The organism is Ruegeria sp. AB11 (assembly GCF_056536325.1).
The window spans coordinates 2128274-2144273 of sequence record NZ_JBQFJO010000001.1 but is presented as its reverse complement, the minus strand read 5'-3'; the positions used below and the strand labels follow the sequence as shown (position 1 = coordinate 2144273).

Here is a 16000-nt window from a genome sequence, read left to right as displayed (position 1 = left end):
CTTACAACCCAATCTTGACCCCCGGCCCAGCGCCGGGGGTTTTGTTTTCTGGCCATTCATTCAAAAATCTGAAACTGTTGGGCGAAAGCACATCTGGAACCCAATCACTATGAAAAAACCTAACGCCTTGCTGGTTTGCTCGCTCAGCGTCATCTCGGTGATCGGGATATGGGGCGTGATCGATATCCAAAGCCTGGTGACTTGGGCCAACGGCATCGTGCAGCAAACCTTCCACAGCCGTGGCTGGTTCGTGATGCTCGCGGCCTCGGGCATGTTGATCGGGTGTTTGGTTCTGGCATTTTCGCCCTATGGCAACATTCGTTTGGGCCGGGATGATGAAGAGCCCGAGTTCTCGACCGCCACTTGGATCTCAATGCTGTTCTCGGCCGGAATGGGCGTCGGATTGCTGTTCTGGGCCGTCGCCGAGCCGCTAACACATTTCAACTTCATCTCAGGCATGGCCCCCGATTATGTTGCCGCGCAGCAGGCGATGCTGGCGACGAACTTCCACTGGGGGCTGCACGCCTGGGCGATTTACGGCTCCACCGCTCTGACCATCGCTTATTTCAGCTTTCGGCGCGGGACGGGTATGATGGTCAGCGCCCCGATCAAAAGCCTGTTCCCCGGAGAACGCTGGGCCGAGCGTGTCGGGTGGCTGTCGGATTTCATGGCCATCGTCGCAATCGCCATTGGCGTTGGCGGCTCCATGGCCATGGGCGTGTTTCAGGTTGCGGACGGGATCGCGGTTCTGGGTGGTCGGGAAACGGTTGGCGCCCTTCTGATCGGCGTTGTTTTTCTGGCGATGGTCGCAGCCTACATCCCTGCGCTGTTGATCGACCTAGGCCAAGGCATGGCACGCTTGTCGAATGCAGCAATGCTGATCGCGATCTGCCTGGTAGCCTACACAGTGGTCCTCGGCCCCACCGAGTATCTGTTGAACACCGTGGTTCAGGGGTTCGGCGATTACGTCACCAACGTCATCCCTCGGGGCTTTCAGACCTTCACGTTCTTCGGCGATGACGTCACCAAATGGTTCAGCGACTGGACCCTCACCTACATGGTCTGGTGGATCGCCTGGGGGCCATTTGTCGGCGTGTTCGTCGCGCGTATCTCTCGCGGTCGCACGATCCGAGAATTCGTGATCGGAGTGCTCTTCGCACCCACACTGTTCTCGATCCTCTGGTTCGGCGCCTTTGGCGGCATCGGTCTATTTGAGGCGCTCAACGGTGCCGGAGAATTGCTGGCCTATACGCAAACAAACATCGAGCGTGTGACCTTCGCCCTGCTCGACCGTTTGCCCTTGTCGTTGATCACAACACTCGCAACCGTAGCCGCGGCGTTTCTGTTCATCGTAACCAGCGTCGTCAGCGCGGCCTTTGTGCTGGGCACATTCTCGACCGAGGGGGATGAGAACCCACCCCCGCGCGTGCGCCTGATCTGGGGCGCATTACTGGGCCTGTTGAGCGTCGCGATGATCCTGTCGGGCTCGGTGGACTCGGTCAAAGTCCTGATTTCACTTGGAGCGCTGCCCTTTGTGTTCATCTCGGTTCTCCTGATGGTCTGCCTGTTCCGGGGGCTACGAGAGGAGGGGCAAATCCATGCTGATCGGTGATCTGACAGACACCCTGATGAACCTGACCACATTTGCCTTCATCGGCGCAATGATCTGGATTTTGGTTCGCAAGTAATTGCTTGAATCCCTGCCGCTTTACCGATTTTCTGCTACTATGGAAAAAGTCGCATTGATAACCGGCGGCGCGCGCGGCATTGGGCGCGCGATCGTCGAAGACCTGGGCCGCGATCACCGCATTGCATTTACGTGGCTGTCGAGCGAACCGAGGCCAGATCTTTTGGGCGGGAATAAACTGGCCATACGTTCCGACTTGTCCGCGCCAGATCAGCCTGCCAACGTGATCGAACAGGTAGTGCAGCACTTTGGGCGGCTTGATGTGATCGTCAATAACGCCGGTCTGGTGAAATCTACGCCGAAAGAAGAATTTCAGGCCGAGAACCATCGCGCCATTCTGGACCTTAACCTACTGGCTCCAGCCGCGTTGTTAACCGCCGCGCTGCCGCATCTGAAACGCGATGCCTCAATCGTCAGTATCTCATCAATGAACGCGGTCCTGCCCCCCCGAGATGCAGTGACCTATGGCGCCAGTAAAGCGGCCTTGAACCTGTGGACCCGAGCCATGGCCAAAGAGCTTGGGCCCGAGGGGATACGTGTCAACGCAGTGGCGCCAGGCGCAATCAACATCCCCGAGGCACCCCGGTCAGAGGAACTGACTGCTCTGTTTGTCAACGACACCGCCTTAGGACGCGCTGGAAGGCCCGAGGATATCGCCAAGGCCGTTAGATTCTTGGCCTCAGATGCCGCGTCGTTTATCACCGGCGAGGTGTTAACCGTGACGGGTGGCTATCGCTTATGAGCCCCCCGCGGCTTTCTCAAGCGCCGGGCGGATCGTGCTTTCGATCACCCGCTGCGTAATCGGCCCGGCCCAGCGCAGAATAATCGTGCCCTCACCATCGACCACATAAGTCTCGGGCACGCCGTAGACGCCCCAATCCAGCCCCATACGACCCTGTTCATCCCGTCCGATCCCGGCATAGGGATCACCCAGCTCAGTCAAAAAAGCCTCGGCATTGTCCAGTTGGTCTTTGTAGTTGATGCCGTAAACCGGAATACCCTCGTCCGACAGGGCCTGTAGATTGGGGTGTTCGACGCGGCAAGGGGCGCACCAGCTGGCCCAGTAGTTGACCAGCTTAACCTCGCCATCACGTAGGGTGGCATCGTCGAAACCGGGTTTACCCGCGAATTCTGTCAGAACGACGGGCGGAGCAGGCTGCCCTTCGCGCGCCGAAGGCAAGGCATTGGGATCGTCGCGGAACATGCCGATTCCAGCAAGCACAGCGAAGGCTCCGAAAATCAGAGGAGGCGCGATCATCAGGGGCGAAATCTTAGCCATTGCGCGACATCCTCTGTTCGACTTTCTCCATCTCAGCCCGCACCTTGCGGCCTCGAATCACGCTGAATCCCACCAGCGCAATCAGAAGCCCGATGGATACAACATAGGACCACAAAACAGTATCGGCATATTTTCCAAGATCAGGGATCATCCGTTCACCCTTTCCCGCGCCATCAGCGCCTTGGTTCGACGGGCTCGGATTTCGGTGCCCGTGCGATAGAAGACCAGCGCGATAAACAGAAGCACAAAGCCGATGATACACAGGAGCAGCGGATAGAAGTAGATGTTGCTAACCTTCTCCTCGGTATCCGTACCTGTGATCGCCCCTGCACGCATCACGGAAGCCCCCTGATGCAACCCCTGATTCCAGAAATTCACCGCATACCGGCTGAGGAATGCAAAGACCGAGCCCACGAGGCAAAGGACCGAGGTCAGATCAGCCGCGGTGTCCGGATCTTCGATCGCCTCCCATAGCGCGACATATCCCAAATAAAACAGGAACAGAATCAGGAACGAGGTCAGGCGCGGATCCCAGGCCCACCATGTACCCCACATGGGCTGGCCCCAGATGGCTCCGGTGGCCAATGCGATCAGCGTCATCACGATGCCGATGGGCGCCGCGGCGCGCGCGGCCAGCGCGCTCACATGGTGGCGACGCACCAGCCAGACGAGCGAGGTTGCCAGCATCATCAGCCAGCAATTGATTGCCATCAGAGCGGCCGGGACATGTAGATATATGATCTTTACGGTCGAGCCTTGCTTGTAGTCATCGGGGGTAAAGAAAAAGCCCCAGATCAATCCTACGACCAGACAAAGACCTGCACCGATCCAGAAGAACGGAAGAACCCGCTCGCTGGTGGCGAGGAACTTGCGCGGATTGGCGTATTCCCAAAGGGCGTTGGCTTTGGCTGCGATTGTCATGGGCCCTATCTAGTCCGAGTCGGCATGGTTCTCAATTGACCTCAGTCAAGCTTTGTTCCCATCACCTAAGATTGATGCGCAGCACGGCGGCGCTGGCAAAGGGTAAAAGTGCGACCGTAGCGGCGGTAATCCCTGCCAGCATAAGCAGGGGCGTTTGCGTCTCCATACCTGTCGCACCGCGTCGGGCAACCTCGGCGCCGAAGATCAATGTCGGCACGTAAAGCGGTAAAACCAGAAGCGAAAGGAGCAGACCGCCCCGTTTCAGGCCCACGGTGAGGGCTGCGCCGAAGGTACCGATAACGCTCATCGCCGGGGTGCCAAGCAGCAGTGAGATCACCAGCCACGAAAACCCAGGTACAGGCAGGTTTAGTAAAACGCCCAGAAGCGGCGCAGCCAACACCAGCGGCAATCCTGTGGTCAACCAATGGGCTAGCGCTTTGATGGTGACGACCGACTCCAGTGGCAGCGGCGCGGTGGCAAGCAGATCAAGCGAGCCGTCTTCCCAATCCAGCGCCAGCAGACGGTCCAGCGAAAGCAGGCACGCCAAAAGCGCGCCCAGCCAAAGAACGCCCGGCGCGATGGTCGAAAGCAACGAGGATTGCGGACCTACCGAAAATGGCACCAGAACGGTGACGATCAGGAAGAAAGCAAGACCGAGGCCAAAGCCACCCCCTGCGCGGAAGGCCAGTTTCAGATCACGCAGCAATAAAGCGATCACAGGAAGCCTCCGTCAAAATCGTCGATGGGTTTGGGTTTGGCCTTGTTGGGGCCGACGTCCCAAACCTCTCCGTCCAATCCAAGATCGATATGGGTCGCGATGAGGGCCGAACCACCCTGCCCCAGATGCGCGCGTACCGCATCCGCGAACATCTGCACGGCGTGGCGATCCAGCGAGACCGTCGGCTCATCCAGCATCCAGATTGGACGCCCGGTAACCAGCAACCGCGCCAATCCAAGACGCCGTTTTTGCCCCGCCGAAAGGTTGCCCGCATGGCGGTTGGCCAACTCATTCAGCTCAAATGCATCCAGAGCATGCTGGATATCTCGGATGCCAAAGACCGACGCCCAGAAGTTGAGATTTTCGACCACGGTGAGGGTCGGCTTTAACCCGTCAGAATGGGACGCGTAAGCGATTTGGTCTTCTGCCCCGTTGATCTGCCCCGCCAGCGGCGGCTGCAGGCCCGCAAGCGTACGCAGTAATGTTGTCTTTCCGATCCCATTCGGCCCCCGCAGGATCAGCGCCCTTCCGGCCTCAAGCGAGAAGTTCAGCCCTTCGAGCACGGGAACACCGCCGCGTGCGATAGCCAGATCGGTTACCTTCAAAGTCATGAAGCCCGCTTAGCGGATTGTGCGTGTGGGCAAAAGGTCGGAATTGCCGCAGAGCGGCTGGTTGGATCGCAGTGAGGGGCCGGCCCCTCACACTCCCTGGGATATTTTTAGCCAGATGAAGAACAGATCCTCAGACCGGAATTAGCGCAAGCGCAACGCGGCGGCCTTCGGAAAGCAGCACGTTGTAGGTGCGGCAGGCAGCCGGAGAGTTCATGATTTCGACACCCAGCCCCACCTCTTCTAGCCTAGCGCGTAGGTCGGTGGGGATGTGGGTCAGGTCTTTGCCCGTACCGATGAACAGAACGTCGACATGTTCGGACAAGGCCAAAAGCGGATCCGCCTCCGAGAATCCTGCCCAAATCGAAGTTCCGGTGGGGCCGGTCAAGACTGCCCCTTTATGAACCTGCCCACCGATCCGAAAGAACCCAGGGCCATAGCCATCGACGGGTTGAGCGTTTGTATATGTGATCTCATTTAAGCGCATGCGGAAGGTTCTAGCCCCAAAGCGGCAGGCCGGACAAGGCCGCTGTTGCGATCACCAGATAGGCTGCGGCGCGGTACGGCCTTTCATGTTCGGGTCGAAACATCCAGCCCCCCAGCCAGTTACCGGCGATGTTGGGGATCGCCAGCGCGAGGCCCAATCCGATGCTCGCCATCGAAAGACGCCCCATCCCGCCGAGGTATCCAAGGATCAGCAAATCGAAAACAAACAGGAACAGCAGGATCGTCGCGCGGATTATCTCAACCGGCAATGGACGCGACATGTAGAACAGGATGACAGCTGGTCCCGGTATCCCGGCCACTCCACCGAGTAGCCCCGCTGCCCCGCCAATTGCCACAACCATGCGGCGCCGCACCGTCCCGCGATAGCGCAGACCAAATATCAGTACGACAAGCATCGACAACGAGATCACACTGACCAAATAGCGAAATACCTCGGGTTGCGTGCGCGTAAGCAGCCATAAACCCACCGGCAGTACTAATGCACATCCGAGTAGAAGGCGCCCCAAATCTCCTTTGTCGACGACAGACCATGCGCGGCGTAGGTTTGGGATGGGACCGAATATGTCCATAACTGTCAGCGCGATGATGGCACCGAAGGGGCCAAGATAGGGGCTGGCGATGGGCAAGAATATCAGGGCTGTGCCAAAGCCGGAAAAGCCGCGCACGATGCCCCCAATAAAAGCAGCGAAAATGAGTACGGCCAGACCGGTTGGGGTCTGGCCGAAATACTCAGGCATCGATGTTGGCAAATTGGTTGCCCGCCGTATTCGACGGTTTCGACCAGTCGCGTTTGACCCCCAGCCACAGCAGGATGGTCGAGGCCACGAAGACCGACGAATAGGTCCCGACAATCACGCCCCAGATCATCGCGAAGACGAAGCCGCGGATCACATCCCCGCCCAAGACATAGAGTGAAATCAACGCCAGCAGCGTGGTCACCGAGGTCATCACCGTCCGGCTGAGCGTTTCATTGATCGAGATATTCAAAACCTCTTTGAGGTCTTTCTTCTTGTATTTGCGAAGGTTTTCGCGAACGCGGTCAAAGACAACCACGGTGTCATTCAGCGAATAGCCGACAATGGTCAGGAGCGCCGCGATGATGGCCAGGTCAAAGCGAATTTGCAGTTCCGAGAAGATACCAATGGTCAGGATCACGTCATGCACCAGCGCGGCGACCGCACCCAGAGCAAACTGCCATTCGAACCGGAGCCAGATATAGACAAGCACCGCGCCGATGGCCAAGGCGACAGCAATCACTGCGGTCTGGATCAACTCACCCGAGACCTTGGGGCCCACAGATTCGACCGAAACGAACTGAATGTCCGGCGCGGCAACAGTCAATGCTTCTTCAACGGCGGTCACGATTGCTGCAGACACAGCTTCGGCTCCATCCTGGGCCTGAATACGGATCATGGCGACGTTTTCATCCTCGCCAAAGGTCGGATCGAAAATCTCTGTGATGGTCACATCACCAAGTTCCAGCGGCGCAATGGCGTCGCGATAGGCGCCCACGTCGATCTCTTGCGCGGATTGCGTGCGGATCGTGGTGCCCCCGCGGAAGTCGATACCGAAGTTCAGCCCTTGCAGCAGAAACGACGTGAAGGCGATCACCATCATCAGGCCTGAAATACCCAGCCAGATCTTCCAGCGGCTGAAGAAATCGAACGAGGTGTTTTGCGGTACGAGTTTCAGTCTCATGTCAAACCTCGATCGTTTTCGGACGGCGGCGTTCGAACCAGATCACGATCATCAGGCGCGTTACAAAGATCGCGGTGAAGACCGAGGTCAGAATACCCAGACCAAGTGTAATGGAGAACCCGCGTACCGGCCCGCTGCCCATGGCAAACAGTATGGTTGCGGTGATGAATGTGGTTACGTTCGCGTCCAGAATGGCCGAAAGCGCCTTTTCATAGCCCAGCTCGATTGCGCGCGCAGGGCCTTTGGCAGATTTCAGTTCTTCGCGAATGCGTTCAAAGATCAGCACATTGGCGTCTACAGCCATACCGACCGTCAGTACGATCCCGGCGATCCCTGGAAGGGTCAGCGTCGCACCGATCAACGAGAGCAGTCCGAAGAGCAATCCCACATTCAGGATCAGCGCAATATTGGCGAAGATGCCAAACAGGCCATAGCTGAGCGCCATGAACACCAATACCGCGACAAACGCCACGATGGTTGCGACTTTACCCGCATCGATGCTGTCTTGCCCCAGCTCCGGGCCGATGGTGCGCTCTTCAAGAAATTCCAGGCCCGCAGGCAAGGCCCCCGCACGCAGCAGGACCGCCAGATTGGTGCTTTCCTCCACCGTGAAGTTACCGGTGATGATGCCGGAACCGCCAGGAATATGGCTTTGGATTACAGGGGCCGAGATCACCTCATCATCTAAAACAATGGCGAACGGCGCGCCGATATTTTCTAGCGTGTAGTCACCAAACTTGCGGGCACCAGAAGTATTGAAACGGAAGCTGACCGCAGGGCGTCCGTTCTGATCGAATGACGGTTGTGCGTCGACCAGCTCTTCCCCGGTTACCACCGGCGCTGATTCCAAGGTGTAATAAACCCCGTCCTCATCGATCGAAGGAACAACTTCTTCACCCACACCCGCGATGGCGTCAGGATCAGTACCGCGCCCCACCACGGGGTTGAACGTCAGCTGAGCCGTGGTGCCGATAATGTCTTTCAACTCACCTGCGCTACCGATGCCCGGCACCTGTATCAGTATCCGGTCAGCACCTTGGCGTTGGATTGTCGGTTCTCGCGTGCCGACTTCGTCGATGCGGCGACGAATAATCTCAAGCGCCTGACGCACCGTACGGTCATCCGAGGCGAGCTTTTCGGCCTCGGACAATTGTACAACAATGGTATCTCCTTCGGCGCGGGCTTCGATGTCAGTGGCCCCGACCCCGGTCAGTGTTTGCACCTGACGTGCCAGACCGCGCACGACTTCCAACGCGCGCGACATACCTTCGGGCTGACTGATGCGCACGCGAATCTCATCAGGGGCCGAGTCTTGGCGGCGAATGGTGCCTACCGTGGCGCGCTCATCGCGCAACGCATCGCGGATTTCGGGCCACATCGCCTCCATCCGAGATTCGTAGACGTCATCAACCTTAACTTCAGCCAGCAGATGCGCACCGCCGCGCAAATCGAGACCCAGATTGACAAGCGATGAAGGCAGCCAGTTCGGCCATTGCGCCGCCTCTGCCTGCATCTCAGGTGTATCGATGCCAAGCTCAATTGCGGCTTTGGCATCATTCGATTGCTCAACGCGTGTATAGAACGCATTCGGCAGGGCCAACAGTAGGCCGATCACGCAGACCGACCATATTAGGACCCGTTTCCAGGAATCAATTTGCAGCATTACCCTGCCTTTTCAAGGATTTGACGCGCGAAGTTACTTCGCCGGTTCGGTCTTGTTCAGAACCTGAGCGATGGTCGATTTGACCACGCGAACCTTCACGCCTTCGGCAATCTCGACCTCAATCTCGTTATCGCCTTCCTTGACCTTGGACACCTTGCCGATCAGCCCACCTTGCGTGACAACCTGATCACCCCTGCGCACGGCTTCGACCATGGCCTGATGTTCCTTCATCTTCTTCTGCTGCGGGCGGATCAGCAGAAAATACATGATCCCGAAAATCAGGATCAGCGGGAGAAACTGGGCGATTGCGCCACCTTCCATGACATATTCCTTTGTTCTGGTAATGCAGAGGGCTCTCTGCAAAGTTGGCGCGAACCTATGCTTTGGTTCAGACGTTTGCAAGCAAACGCATCTGCAATTCACCTATCAAGTGCACAGGATTGATGCGGGACGTTGCAGATATGTTCTAGGCAGCCCCGGCAAGTCGGATATAGTTGTGGCCAGGGGGGCCCAATGATTCAATTAATCCAGACCTTTGGCAAGTTTATTCGCCTAATCCTTTTGGCGGTTTCTCTTTGTCTCTTGGCACCACCACTTTGGTCACAGAACGTAATCGGAGAAGAACAAAACACAGAGGATTCTGAAACACAGACCTTTCAGGCTCCGGTTATCATTGATGGCGATACCCTGTTTCATGTGCGCGGCTCCAGCGCTTTGCCCGCAAACGAGCGGGCGGAGGGTGTTCAGAACAAGATCATAGAAGTAGCCGAATCCTCGGATGCAAAGAAAGTTTCGATAACCTTCGAGGACTCTGAATTCGGGATCCGGATATTTGCCGATAGCATCCAGGTTTCGATCGTGACCGATGCGGATTCCGAACTTGAACAAATGGATCTGAATGTTCTCGGGTTATTGCACGGCCAAGCTATTGAACAGGCGATCGAAAACTACCGCGCCAATCGCACGGAACAAGCACGTGTTTCGGGTGCTATCGAGGCCCTGGCCTGGACGCTCGGCTTCGCGTTATTCGTTGTCATCATTCTCTGGTTACACCGACGCATCAGGCGGCGGACGCTTAAACTGGTTAAACGCTATCTCAAAGACGTCGAAACTGCGACCGCCAAGAGCGTCCAGGCCGAGGCCATAGCGGCATTGATCCGGTATGCCCTGAATTTCGTATTGCTGGTGATCTTTTTCCTTGGCTTCTATTACTATCTCTCCTTCGTTCTGCTGGCCTTTGCCGAAACGCGATACTTTGCGCAATTGCTGCTGACCTACCTGACCGAGCCGGTCCTGCTGATCTTCAAGGGTATCCTCAGCTATTTCCCGAACCTGATCATGCTGGTGCTTATCACCTGGATAACGATGTATATCATCCGGGGAATGCGCGTGTTCTTTGACGCAGTCGAAGCGGGATCGTTCGATCTTGGCGATTTCGAGAAACACTGGATTGGCCCCACGTTTAACATTGCCCGGGTTGTTGTGATACTGATCGCACTGGTCTTTGCTGTCCCTTACATTCCCGGATCGGACTCTGCGGCCTTTCAGGGACTGACTATCCTTGTCGGCGCGATGCTGTCGCTGGGCGCGAACTCGGTGGTCTCGAATATGCTGGCGGGGCTTTTCGTGATTTATCGCCGCTCGACTTCGCTCGGGGACCGTATCCAGATCGGAGACCACATCGGAGATGTAGTGCAGATCAAGCTGATGGAGACACATCTGAAGTCGATCAAGAATGAGCTGATCTCGATCCCGAACGCGCAATTGATGAATTCGGACGTGGTGAACTTCTCGAAAAAAACCGATGGCAATGGGTTGCTGCTGCATACAACGGTTGGGATCGGATATGAAGAACCGCCCGAGAAGGTCGAAGCGATGCTGATCGAGGCCGCACATCGTACCAAGAGCATCAAAGCCAAACCCGAACCCTTTGTTTTGTGGACTGCTTTGGCGGATTACGCGATCAATTATCAGATCAACGGATATAGCACACGGGGCAGTATCATCCCAAAGATCCGCTCAGATTTGCATCGCAACATCGTTGCCGTGTTCAACGAAAACAACGTGCAAATCATGACACCTTCGTACATGGCTGATCCGCCCGAGCCGAAGATCCCAGCGGAAGAGTGGGATGGCCATCTGGCACATGAAACGCACGACGACGCGGATAAGTCGTAACCGGCGCTACACCCTTCCTTTCAGATGGTGCATAAGCGGTTTCAGTGATTCACGCATTTAAGGATCTGAACCATGCACGACATCCGCGCCATTCGCGAAAACCCAGCCGCCTTCGACGCCGCCCTTGCGCGCCGTGGGGACGCGCCGGTGTCGTCAGATCTGCTGAGGCTGGACGAAAGTCGCCGCGCCAAGATTCTGGCAGCCGAGACGGCTCAGGCCGAGCAAAACAAGGCCTCCAAAGAAGTTGGTGCCGCCAAAGGGCGCGGCGATGAGGCTGAATTCGAACGTCTGCGCGCGCTGCTGGCCGAGAAAAAGGCCGAAGTGGCCCTGATGCAGACCGAAGCCAAGGACCTGGACGCTCTGCTGACCGACCAGTTGATCCGTATCGCCAACCTGCCGGCAGAAGATGTGCCCGAGGGCGCAGATGAGAATGACAATGTCGAGATCAGCCGCTGGGGCACGCCGCGTGAACTGGATTTTGCCCCGAAAGAGCATTTTGAAATCGAAGCCGTTCAGAACGGTATGGATTTTGAGACGGCTGCCAAACTCTCTGGCTCGCGCTTTGTGCTGCTGTCGGGCGGAGTCGCCCGTATTCACCGCGCACTGGCGCAGTTCATGCTTGACACGCATATCAATGAGAACGAGCTGACCGAGGTTAACGGCCCGGTTCTGGTTCTCTCGGAAATGATGCAGGGCACGGGTCAGTTGCCGAAGTTTGGCGAGGACAGTTATCAGACCCGCGAGGGCTGGTGGTTGATCCCAACCTCCGAAGTGTCGCTGACCAACATCGTCAACGACACGATGATCGAGGAAAGCTATCTGCCCCGCCGTTATACTGCGCATTCCCTGTGCTTCCGGTCCGAAGCGGGCTCGGCAGGCAGGGACACGCGCGGGATGCTGCGTCAGCACCAGTTCGAAAAAGTTGAGATGGTCTCGGTCACGCATCCGGACAAATCGGACGACGAGCAAAAACGCATGCTGCGCTGCGCCGAAGACATTCTGGAAAAACTGGGCATCCCCTATCGCACCGTCATTCTGTGCACGGGCGACATGGGCTTTGGCGCACGTCGCACCTATGACATCGAGGCTTGGCTACCCGGCCAGGATACCTATCGCGAGATCAGTTCGGTTTCGACCTGCGGTGATTTCCAGGCCCGTCGCATGAACGCACGCTTCCGGCCAGAAGCTGGCGGTAAGCCGGAATATGTTCACACCTTGAACGGGTCTGGTCTGGCTGTCGGGCGCTCCCTGATCGCCGTGCTTGAGAATGGCCAGAACGCAGATGGCACGGTGACCCTGCCTGAAGCCTTGGGCCCCTATCTGGGCGGCAAGCTTACGCTACAGATCGACGGTAAACTGGCATAACAAAACCGGCATCGATGATGCCAGTTCCCGATTGAAATGGCGAAGAAGAGTTACTTCTTCGCCTTTTTCTTATTGCTCTTCTTACCAGATTTTTTTTCAGACGTTTTGCCGGACTTTTTGTCAGACTTCTTCTTAGCGTCCTTCTTCTTGTTGTCCTTTTTGGGCTTTTTGTCTTTCTTGCCCTTCTTGGACTTTTCCTTGACCTTTTCCTTGGCTTTGGAAAATGCTGCTTCCATTTCGGATTTCTTCTTCGCAGCCTTCTCAGCCTTGGCTTTGGCCTTTGCCTTTTTCTTCGCCTTGGCCTCGGCAGCGACTCTCTCCACCGCAAGGCGCTCTTCTGCGGCTTTTCGCTCGGCCTCGGCCTTGTTCGCGGCGGCATTGCTTTTTGCAGTTGCCCGACGTACCGCAGATTGCTTTGCTGCTGGCTTTTGCTTGGTTGAGCGGCGTGCTGGTGCACGAGCCGCGGTCTTGGGTTTGGCACCTGCAACAGCCTTCGCCGCTGCGATCAACTTGGTTGCGCGGGCAATACCGACGCGCGGAATACCAAGCATGTCTTCAGGTTTGGCCTTTGCTAAGGCTTCTGCTGTTTTGAAGCCCTTTGAATTCAGCGCCCGCTCCAGCGTTGGTCCTACCCCACTCACGTCGGCAACTGCGGTCATGTTGGTTCCTTTCATTGTCTCCACCTGGCAACGTAAATGTTTTGGCATCGACGAAAAAGTAGAGAGGTTGACAGCATTTGTAGCGTTAACCGCTTTCGGCCAGCCGGTGCTGTTCTGTTCTGTTGGGGAACGGGACAAGGCGCTTGGCTTCCTCATCCCAAAGCTTCAGGTTCAGTGCTGCCACTGCTTCGGGAAATTTGATCCGACGCGGCGTGTATTCCGGGGGTAAGTTATAGTGGCACGCGCGCAGACGATAGGACGGAATGCGCGCATTGAAGTGGTGAATGTCGTGCAGGGTGATGCAAGCCACGGCATTGTCAAACCACCAACCGAAATCCAATGCCGATGATCCTTCCAGTGCTGCTAGCTTGGGATCCAACTCAGGGCGGCGATCCCAATAGGTGTCTTCAAAATTATGCTGCAGATACACCAGAAACACACCAAGCATTCCTCCGAGCAGAGAAAAGACCAACCAGACCAAAATACCGGTGGCGCCTGCAATCAGGTAAAGCAGTCCCAGAAACACGATAATCGAAAGGTTATGCAGCAGCACCCCCACCACACCAAAGCGAACAGTATTCTTGGGCCAGCGATAGCGAATGAAGTAGGTGAACAAAGCACCAATCGGCACAAGAATGAACGGGTTCCGGTAAAGCCTATAAAACAGACGCGTTTTCCAATCGGCTTCGTTCCATTCGCGCAGCGTCATTGTGTGAATTTCACCTGTCTCGCGATGTTCGAGGTTTCCGATCCCAGCATGGTGCAGATTATGGTTCTGCTTCATCACTTCGAACGGGGCGAAGGTAAATGGCGACAATCCGTGGCCAGCCCATTCGTTTTGCAGACGGGTTTCAAACAGCGAATGGTGACCGCAATCATGCTGCAGCACGTATAGACGGACTGCAGAAAAGGCAAAAACGATCCCTGCCGGAATCATGACATACCACTGGTCCACATACGTGATCGCCAAAGCCAGCGATGCGAAATACACCGCAAATGTCCCGAAATAGCTAAGGGCGGCAAGCGTATTGTCCTGTACCGCGTATTGTCTTGTATATTCTCTCAGATCCATCACGCCCGCTCCCCAGGGTGGTCCGACCAATCTCAAACTCAAATTACGTGCGGCAAACCCGCAATCAAGCAGCACGTGCAAATACAAATGCACGCAATTGAATGCTAGCGCGCGGAAACGGGGCTGTCACGCCCCCTCACTGAAAATGCTGAAAATTAGCGCAGTTACGCGCGTCCCTTGAGATGCTTGGCCAAGGCGCCTGCGTTTTTCTTGCGTCGGCCCTTGTAGGGGTTCTTGTCGCCCTGCCCACGCAAAGTCAGGCGTATCGGGGTGCCCGGCATGTCAAAATCCTCGCGCAACCCATTGACCAGATAGCGGTTGTAGCTTGCGGGCATCTTGTCGGGATGCGAGCACATCACGACGAACCCCGGTGGGCGCGTCTTGGCCTGAGTCATATAACGCAGCTTAATCCGACGACCCTGCGGCGCTGGAGGCGGGTGCTGTTCCAGCATGGCGGTCAGCCAACGGTTCAGCGCTGCGGTCGGCACGCGGCGGTTCCAAACGTCATGAGCACGCAGGATCGCGGCGCGTAAACGCTCCAGCCCCCTACCTGTTTTGGCCGATACCGTGATCAGAGGCGCACCACGCAGTTGTGGCAACAAACGGTCAAACGACTCTTTCAGGTCACGAAGTTTTTCTTGCTTGTTGTCCTCGATGTCCCACTTGTTCACGGCGACGACCACGGCGCGGCCTTCGCGTTCAGCCAGATCGGCGATCCGCAGATCCTGCTGTTCGAACGGGATGGCCGCGTCCAACAGAACCACGACGACTTCAGCAAACTTGACCGCCCTCAGACCATCCGAGACCGAGAGCTTCTCCAACTTCTCCTGCACCTTGGCCTTCTTGCGCATCCCTGCTGTGTCGAAGATCCGCATCGGTGTGCTGTCGCCATCAGGGTCAGCCCAATCGATCCGCAAGCTGATAGCGTCACGGGTAATCCCGGCCTCGGGGCCGGTCAGCAGACGGTCTTCCCCGATGATCTTGTTGATCAAAGTGGATTTACCCGCATTTGGCCGCCCAACCACAGCCACCTGCAGAGGTTTATCAGCCGTGATCAAAGGGGCTTCACCCTCGCCATCCTCGTCCAGTTCGATATCAATCTGGGGGCTGTCGTCCTGCGCCTTTTCTGCTGCCGCATCCGCCAGTGGCATAAGTTGGGCATAGAGATCGGTCATCCCCTCGCCATGCTCGCCAGACAGGCGCACCGGTTCGCCAAGACCAAGGTTGTAAGCCTCAAGCACACCTGCATCGGCCGCGTTGCCTTCGGCCTTATTGGCGGCAAGGATCACATGCTTGGATTTTTTGCGCAGGATATCAGCAAACATTTCATCGGTCGGCGTAAGCCCTACCCGCGCGTCGATCATGAACAAGCAAACATCAGCCATGTCCACAGCACGCTCGGTCAGTCGCCGCATCCGGCCCTGCAGGCTATCATCGGTCGCGTCCTCAAGACCCGCCGTATCGATCACGGTAAAGCGCAGATCGCCCAAACGCCCCTCGCCTTCGCGCAAATCGCGCGTCACACCAGGCTGGTCGTCGACCAAAGCCAGACGTTTGCCCACGAGGCGATTGAACAGTGTGGATTTGCCCACATTCGGGCGCCCCACAATGGCGAGGGTCAGCGACATGTTCTCATCTTTCAAGA

At 56.8% G+C, this 16000-nt stretch carries 17 protein-coding genes; 4 read left to right on the top strand and 13 right to left on the bottom strand.

What is annotated here, in order from left to right; genetic code table 11:
• Nucleotides 1-109: 109 nt before the first annotated feature.
• Complete coding sequence (locus ACR3EJ_RS10790) at nt 110-1612, top strand: BCCT family transporter (protein WP_170540668.1); 1503 nt, start codon at nt 110-112, stop codon at nt 1610-1612.
• A gap of 115 nt (nt 1613-1727) precedes the next feature.
• A complete protein-coding gene (locus tag ACR3EJ_RS10785; protein ID WP_170540671.1) occupies nt 1728-2429 on the top strand; it encodes an SDR family oxidoreductase in 702 nt (233 codons plus the stop codon).
• Here ACR3EJ_RS10785 and ACR3EJ_RS10780 read toward each other — a convergent pair.
• The 10 genes from ACR3EJ_RS10780 to yajC all read right to left on the bottom strand — a co-directional run bounded on the left by ACR3EJ_RS10780 (nt 2424) and on the right by yajC (nt 9402).
• Entirely contained in the window at nt 2424-2966 is a 543-nt protein-coding gene (locus ACR3EJ_RS10780) for a DsbE family thiol:disulfide interchange protein (protein ID WP_010442051.1), read from the bottom strand. The genes ACR3EJ_RS10785 and ACR3EJ_RS10780 overlap by 6 nt on opposite strands.
• Entirely contained in the window at nt 2959-3117 is a 159-nt protein-coding gene (gene ccmD, locus ACR3EJ_RS10775; RefSeq protein ID WP_010442050.1) for a heme exporter protein CcmD, read from the bottom strand. The genes ACR3EJ_RS10780 and ccmD overlap by 8 nt, the downstream gene beginning before the upstream one ends.
• A complete protein-coding gene (locus ACR3EJ_RS10770; protein WP_170472303.1) occupies nt 3114-3887 on the bottom strand; it encodes a heme ABC transporter permease in 774 nt (257 codons plus the stop codon). Before ACR3EJ_RS10770 ends, ccmD begins: the two co-directional genes overlap by 4 nt.
• A gap of 61 nt (nt 3888-3948) precedes the next feature.
• Nucleotides 3949-4605, bottom strand: a complete 657-nt coding sequence (gene ccmB / locus ACR3EJ_RS10765; RefSeq protein ID WP_170540674.1) for a heme exporter protein CcmB — start codon at nt 4603-4605, stop codon at nt 3949-3951.
• Nucleotides 4602-5216 carry a heme ABC exporter ATP-binding protein CcmA gene (gene ccmA, locus ACR3EJ_RS10760; protein ID WP_170540677.1) on the bottom strand — a complete coding sequence of 205 codons (615 nt, stop codon included), beginning with the start codon at nt 5214-5216 and terminating at the stop codon, nt 4602-4604. Before ccmA ends, ccmB begins: the two co-directional genes overlap by 4 nt.
• Before the next feature lie 130 nt (nt 5217-5346).
• Nucleotides 5347-5700 (bottom strand): Mth938-like domain-containing protein, encoded by a 354-nt coding sequence (locus ACR3EJ_RS10755; protein ID WP_170540681.1) that lies wholly within the window; start codon nt 5698-5700, stop codon nt 5347-5349.
• Between the two features lie 10 nt (nt 5701-5710).
• Nucleotides 5711-6457, bottom strand: coding sequence for a sulfite exporter TauE/SafE family protein (locus ACR3EJ_RS10750; protein WP_170540684.1), 747 nt, complete (start codon nt 6455-6457; stop codon nt 5711-5713).
• A complete protein-coding gene (secF, locus tag ACR3EJ_RS10745; RefSeq protein WP_010442044.1) occupies nt 6450-7418 on the bottom strand; it encodes a protein translocase subunit SecF in 969 nt (322 codons plus the stop codon). Before secF ends, ACR3EJ_RS10750 begins: the two co-directional genes overlap by 8 nt.
• 1 nt (nt 7419) lies before the next feature.
• Complete coding sequence (gene secD, locus ACR3EJ_RS10740; RefSeq protein ID WP_010442043.1) at nt 7420-9081, bottom strand: protein translocase subunit SecD; 1662 nt, start codon at nt 9079-9081, stop codon at nt 7420-7422.
• Between the two features lie 33 nt (nt 9082-9114).
• Nucleotides 9115-9402 (bottom strand): preprotein translocase subunit YajC, encoded by a 288-nt coding sequence (gene yajC / locus ACR3EJ_RS10735; protein WP_010442042.1) that lies wholly within the window; start codon nt 9400-9402, stop codon nt 9115-9117.
• Nucleotides 9403-9594: 192 nt separating this feature from the next.
• On the opposite strand from yajC, the gene ACR3EJ_RS10730 reads away from it, so the two are divergent.
• Nucleotides 9595-11259, top strand: coding sequence for a mechanosensitive ion channel domain-containing protein (locus ACR3EJ_RS10730; RefSeq protein WP_170540687.1), 1665 nt, complete (start codon nt 9595-9597; stop codon nt 11257-11259).
• Between the two features lie 72 nt (nt 11260-11331).
• Nucleotides 11332-12624, top strand: a complete 1293-nt coding sequence (gene serS, locus ACR3EJ_RS10725; protein ID WP_170540690.1) for a serine--tRNA ligase — start codon at nt 11332-11334, stop codon at nt 12622-12624.
• Nucleotides 12625-12674: 50 nt separating this feature from the next.
• Here serS and ACR3EJ_RS10720 read toward each other — a convergent pair whose 3' ends face one another.
• From ACR3EJ_RS10720 to der, 3 genes are all read right to left on the bottom strand, one after another.
• Complete coding sequence (locus ACR3EJ_RS10720) at nt 12675-13421, bottom strand: helix-hairpin-helix domain-containing protein (protein ID WP_480422932.1); 747 nt, start codon at nt 13419-13421, stop codon at nt 12675-12677.
• A complete protein-coding gene (locus ACR3EJ_RS10715; protein ID WP_170472317.1) occupies nt 13369-14355 on the bottom strand; it encodes a fatty acid desaturase in 987 nt (328 codons plus the stop codon). The genes ACR3EJ_RS10720 and ACR3EJ_RS10715 overlap by 53 nt, the downstream gene beginning before the upstream one ends.
• Before the next feature lie 164 nt (nt 14356-14519).
• Nucleotides 14520-15983 (bottom strand): ribosome biogenesis GTPase Der, encoded by a 1464-nt coding sequence (gene der / locus ACR3EJ_RS10710; RefSeq protein ID WP_010442037.1) that lies wholly within the window; start codon nt 15981-15983, stop codon nt 14520-14522.
• Between the last annotated feature and the right edge of the window lie 17 nt (nt 15984-16000).

Bases quoted from the DNA above. Each gene is read 5' to 3' on its own strand.
- ACR3EJ_RS10785 (WP_170540671.1), top strand. From the start codon at position 1,728: ATGGAAAAAGTCGCATTGATAACCGGCGGCGCGCGCGGCATTGGGCGC.
- ACR3EJ_RS10770 (WP_170472303.1), bottom strand. From the start codon at position 3,887: ATGACAATCGCAGCCAAAGCCAACGCCCTTTGGGAATACGCCAATCCG.
- der (WP_010442037.1), bottom strand. From the start codon at position 15,983: ATGTCGCTGACCCTCGCCATTGTGGGGCGCCCGAATGTGGGCAAATCC.
- secF (WP_010442044.1), bottom strand. From the start codon at position 7,418: ATGAGACTGAAACTCGTACCGCAAAACACCTCGTTCGATTTCTTCAGC.
- ACR3EJ_RS10730 (WP_170540687.1), top strand. From the start codon at position 9,595: ATGATTCAATTAATCCAGACCTTTGGCAAGTTTATTCGCCTAATCCTT.
- ACR3EJ_RS10715 (WP_170472317.1), bottom strand. From the start codon at position 14,355: ATGGATCTGAGAGAATATACAAGACAATACGCGGTACAGGACAATACG.
- serS (WP_170540690.1), top strand. From the start codon at position 11,332: ATGCACGACATCCGCGCCATTCGCGAAAACCCAGCCGCCTTCGACGCC.
- ACR3EJ_RS10780 (WP_010442051.1), bottom strand. From the start codon at position 2,966: ATGGCTAAGATTTCGCCCCTGATGATCGCGCCTCCTCTGATTTTCGGA.
- yajC (WP_010442042.1), bottom strand. From the start codon at position 9,402: ATGGAAGGTGGCGCAATCGCCCAGTTTCTCCCGCTGATCCTGATTTTC.
- ccmA (WP_170540677.1), bottom strand. From the start codon at position 5,216: ATGACTTTGAAGGTAACCGATCTGGCTATCGCACGCGGCGGTGTTCCC.
- ACR3EJ_RS10750 (WP_170540684.1), bottom strand. From the start codon at position 6,457: ATGCCTGAGTATTTCGGCCAGACCCCAACCGGTCTGGCCGTACTCATT.
- ACR3EJ_RS10790 (WP_170540668.1), top strand. From the start codon at position 110: ATGAAAAAACCTAACGCCTTGCTGGTTTGCTCGCTCAGCGTCATCTCG.
- secD (WP_010442043.1), bottom strand. From the start codon at position 9,081: ATGCTGCAAATTGATTCCTGGAAACGGGTCCTAATATGGTCGGTCTGC.
- ccmD (WP_010442050.1), bottom strand. From the start codon at position 3,117: ATGATCCCTGATCTTGGAAAATATGCCGATACTGTTTTGTGGTCCTAT.
- ACR3EJ_RS10755 (WP_170540681.1), bottom strand. From the start codon at position 5,700: ATGCGCTTAAATGAGATCACATATACAAACGCTCAACCCGTCGATGGC.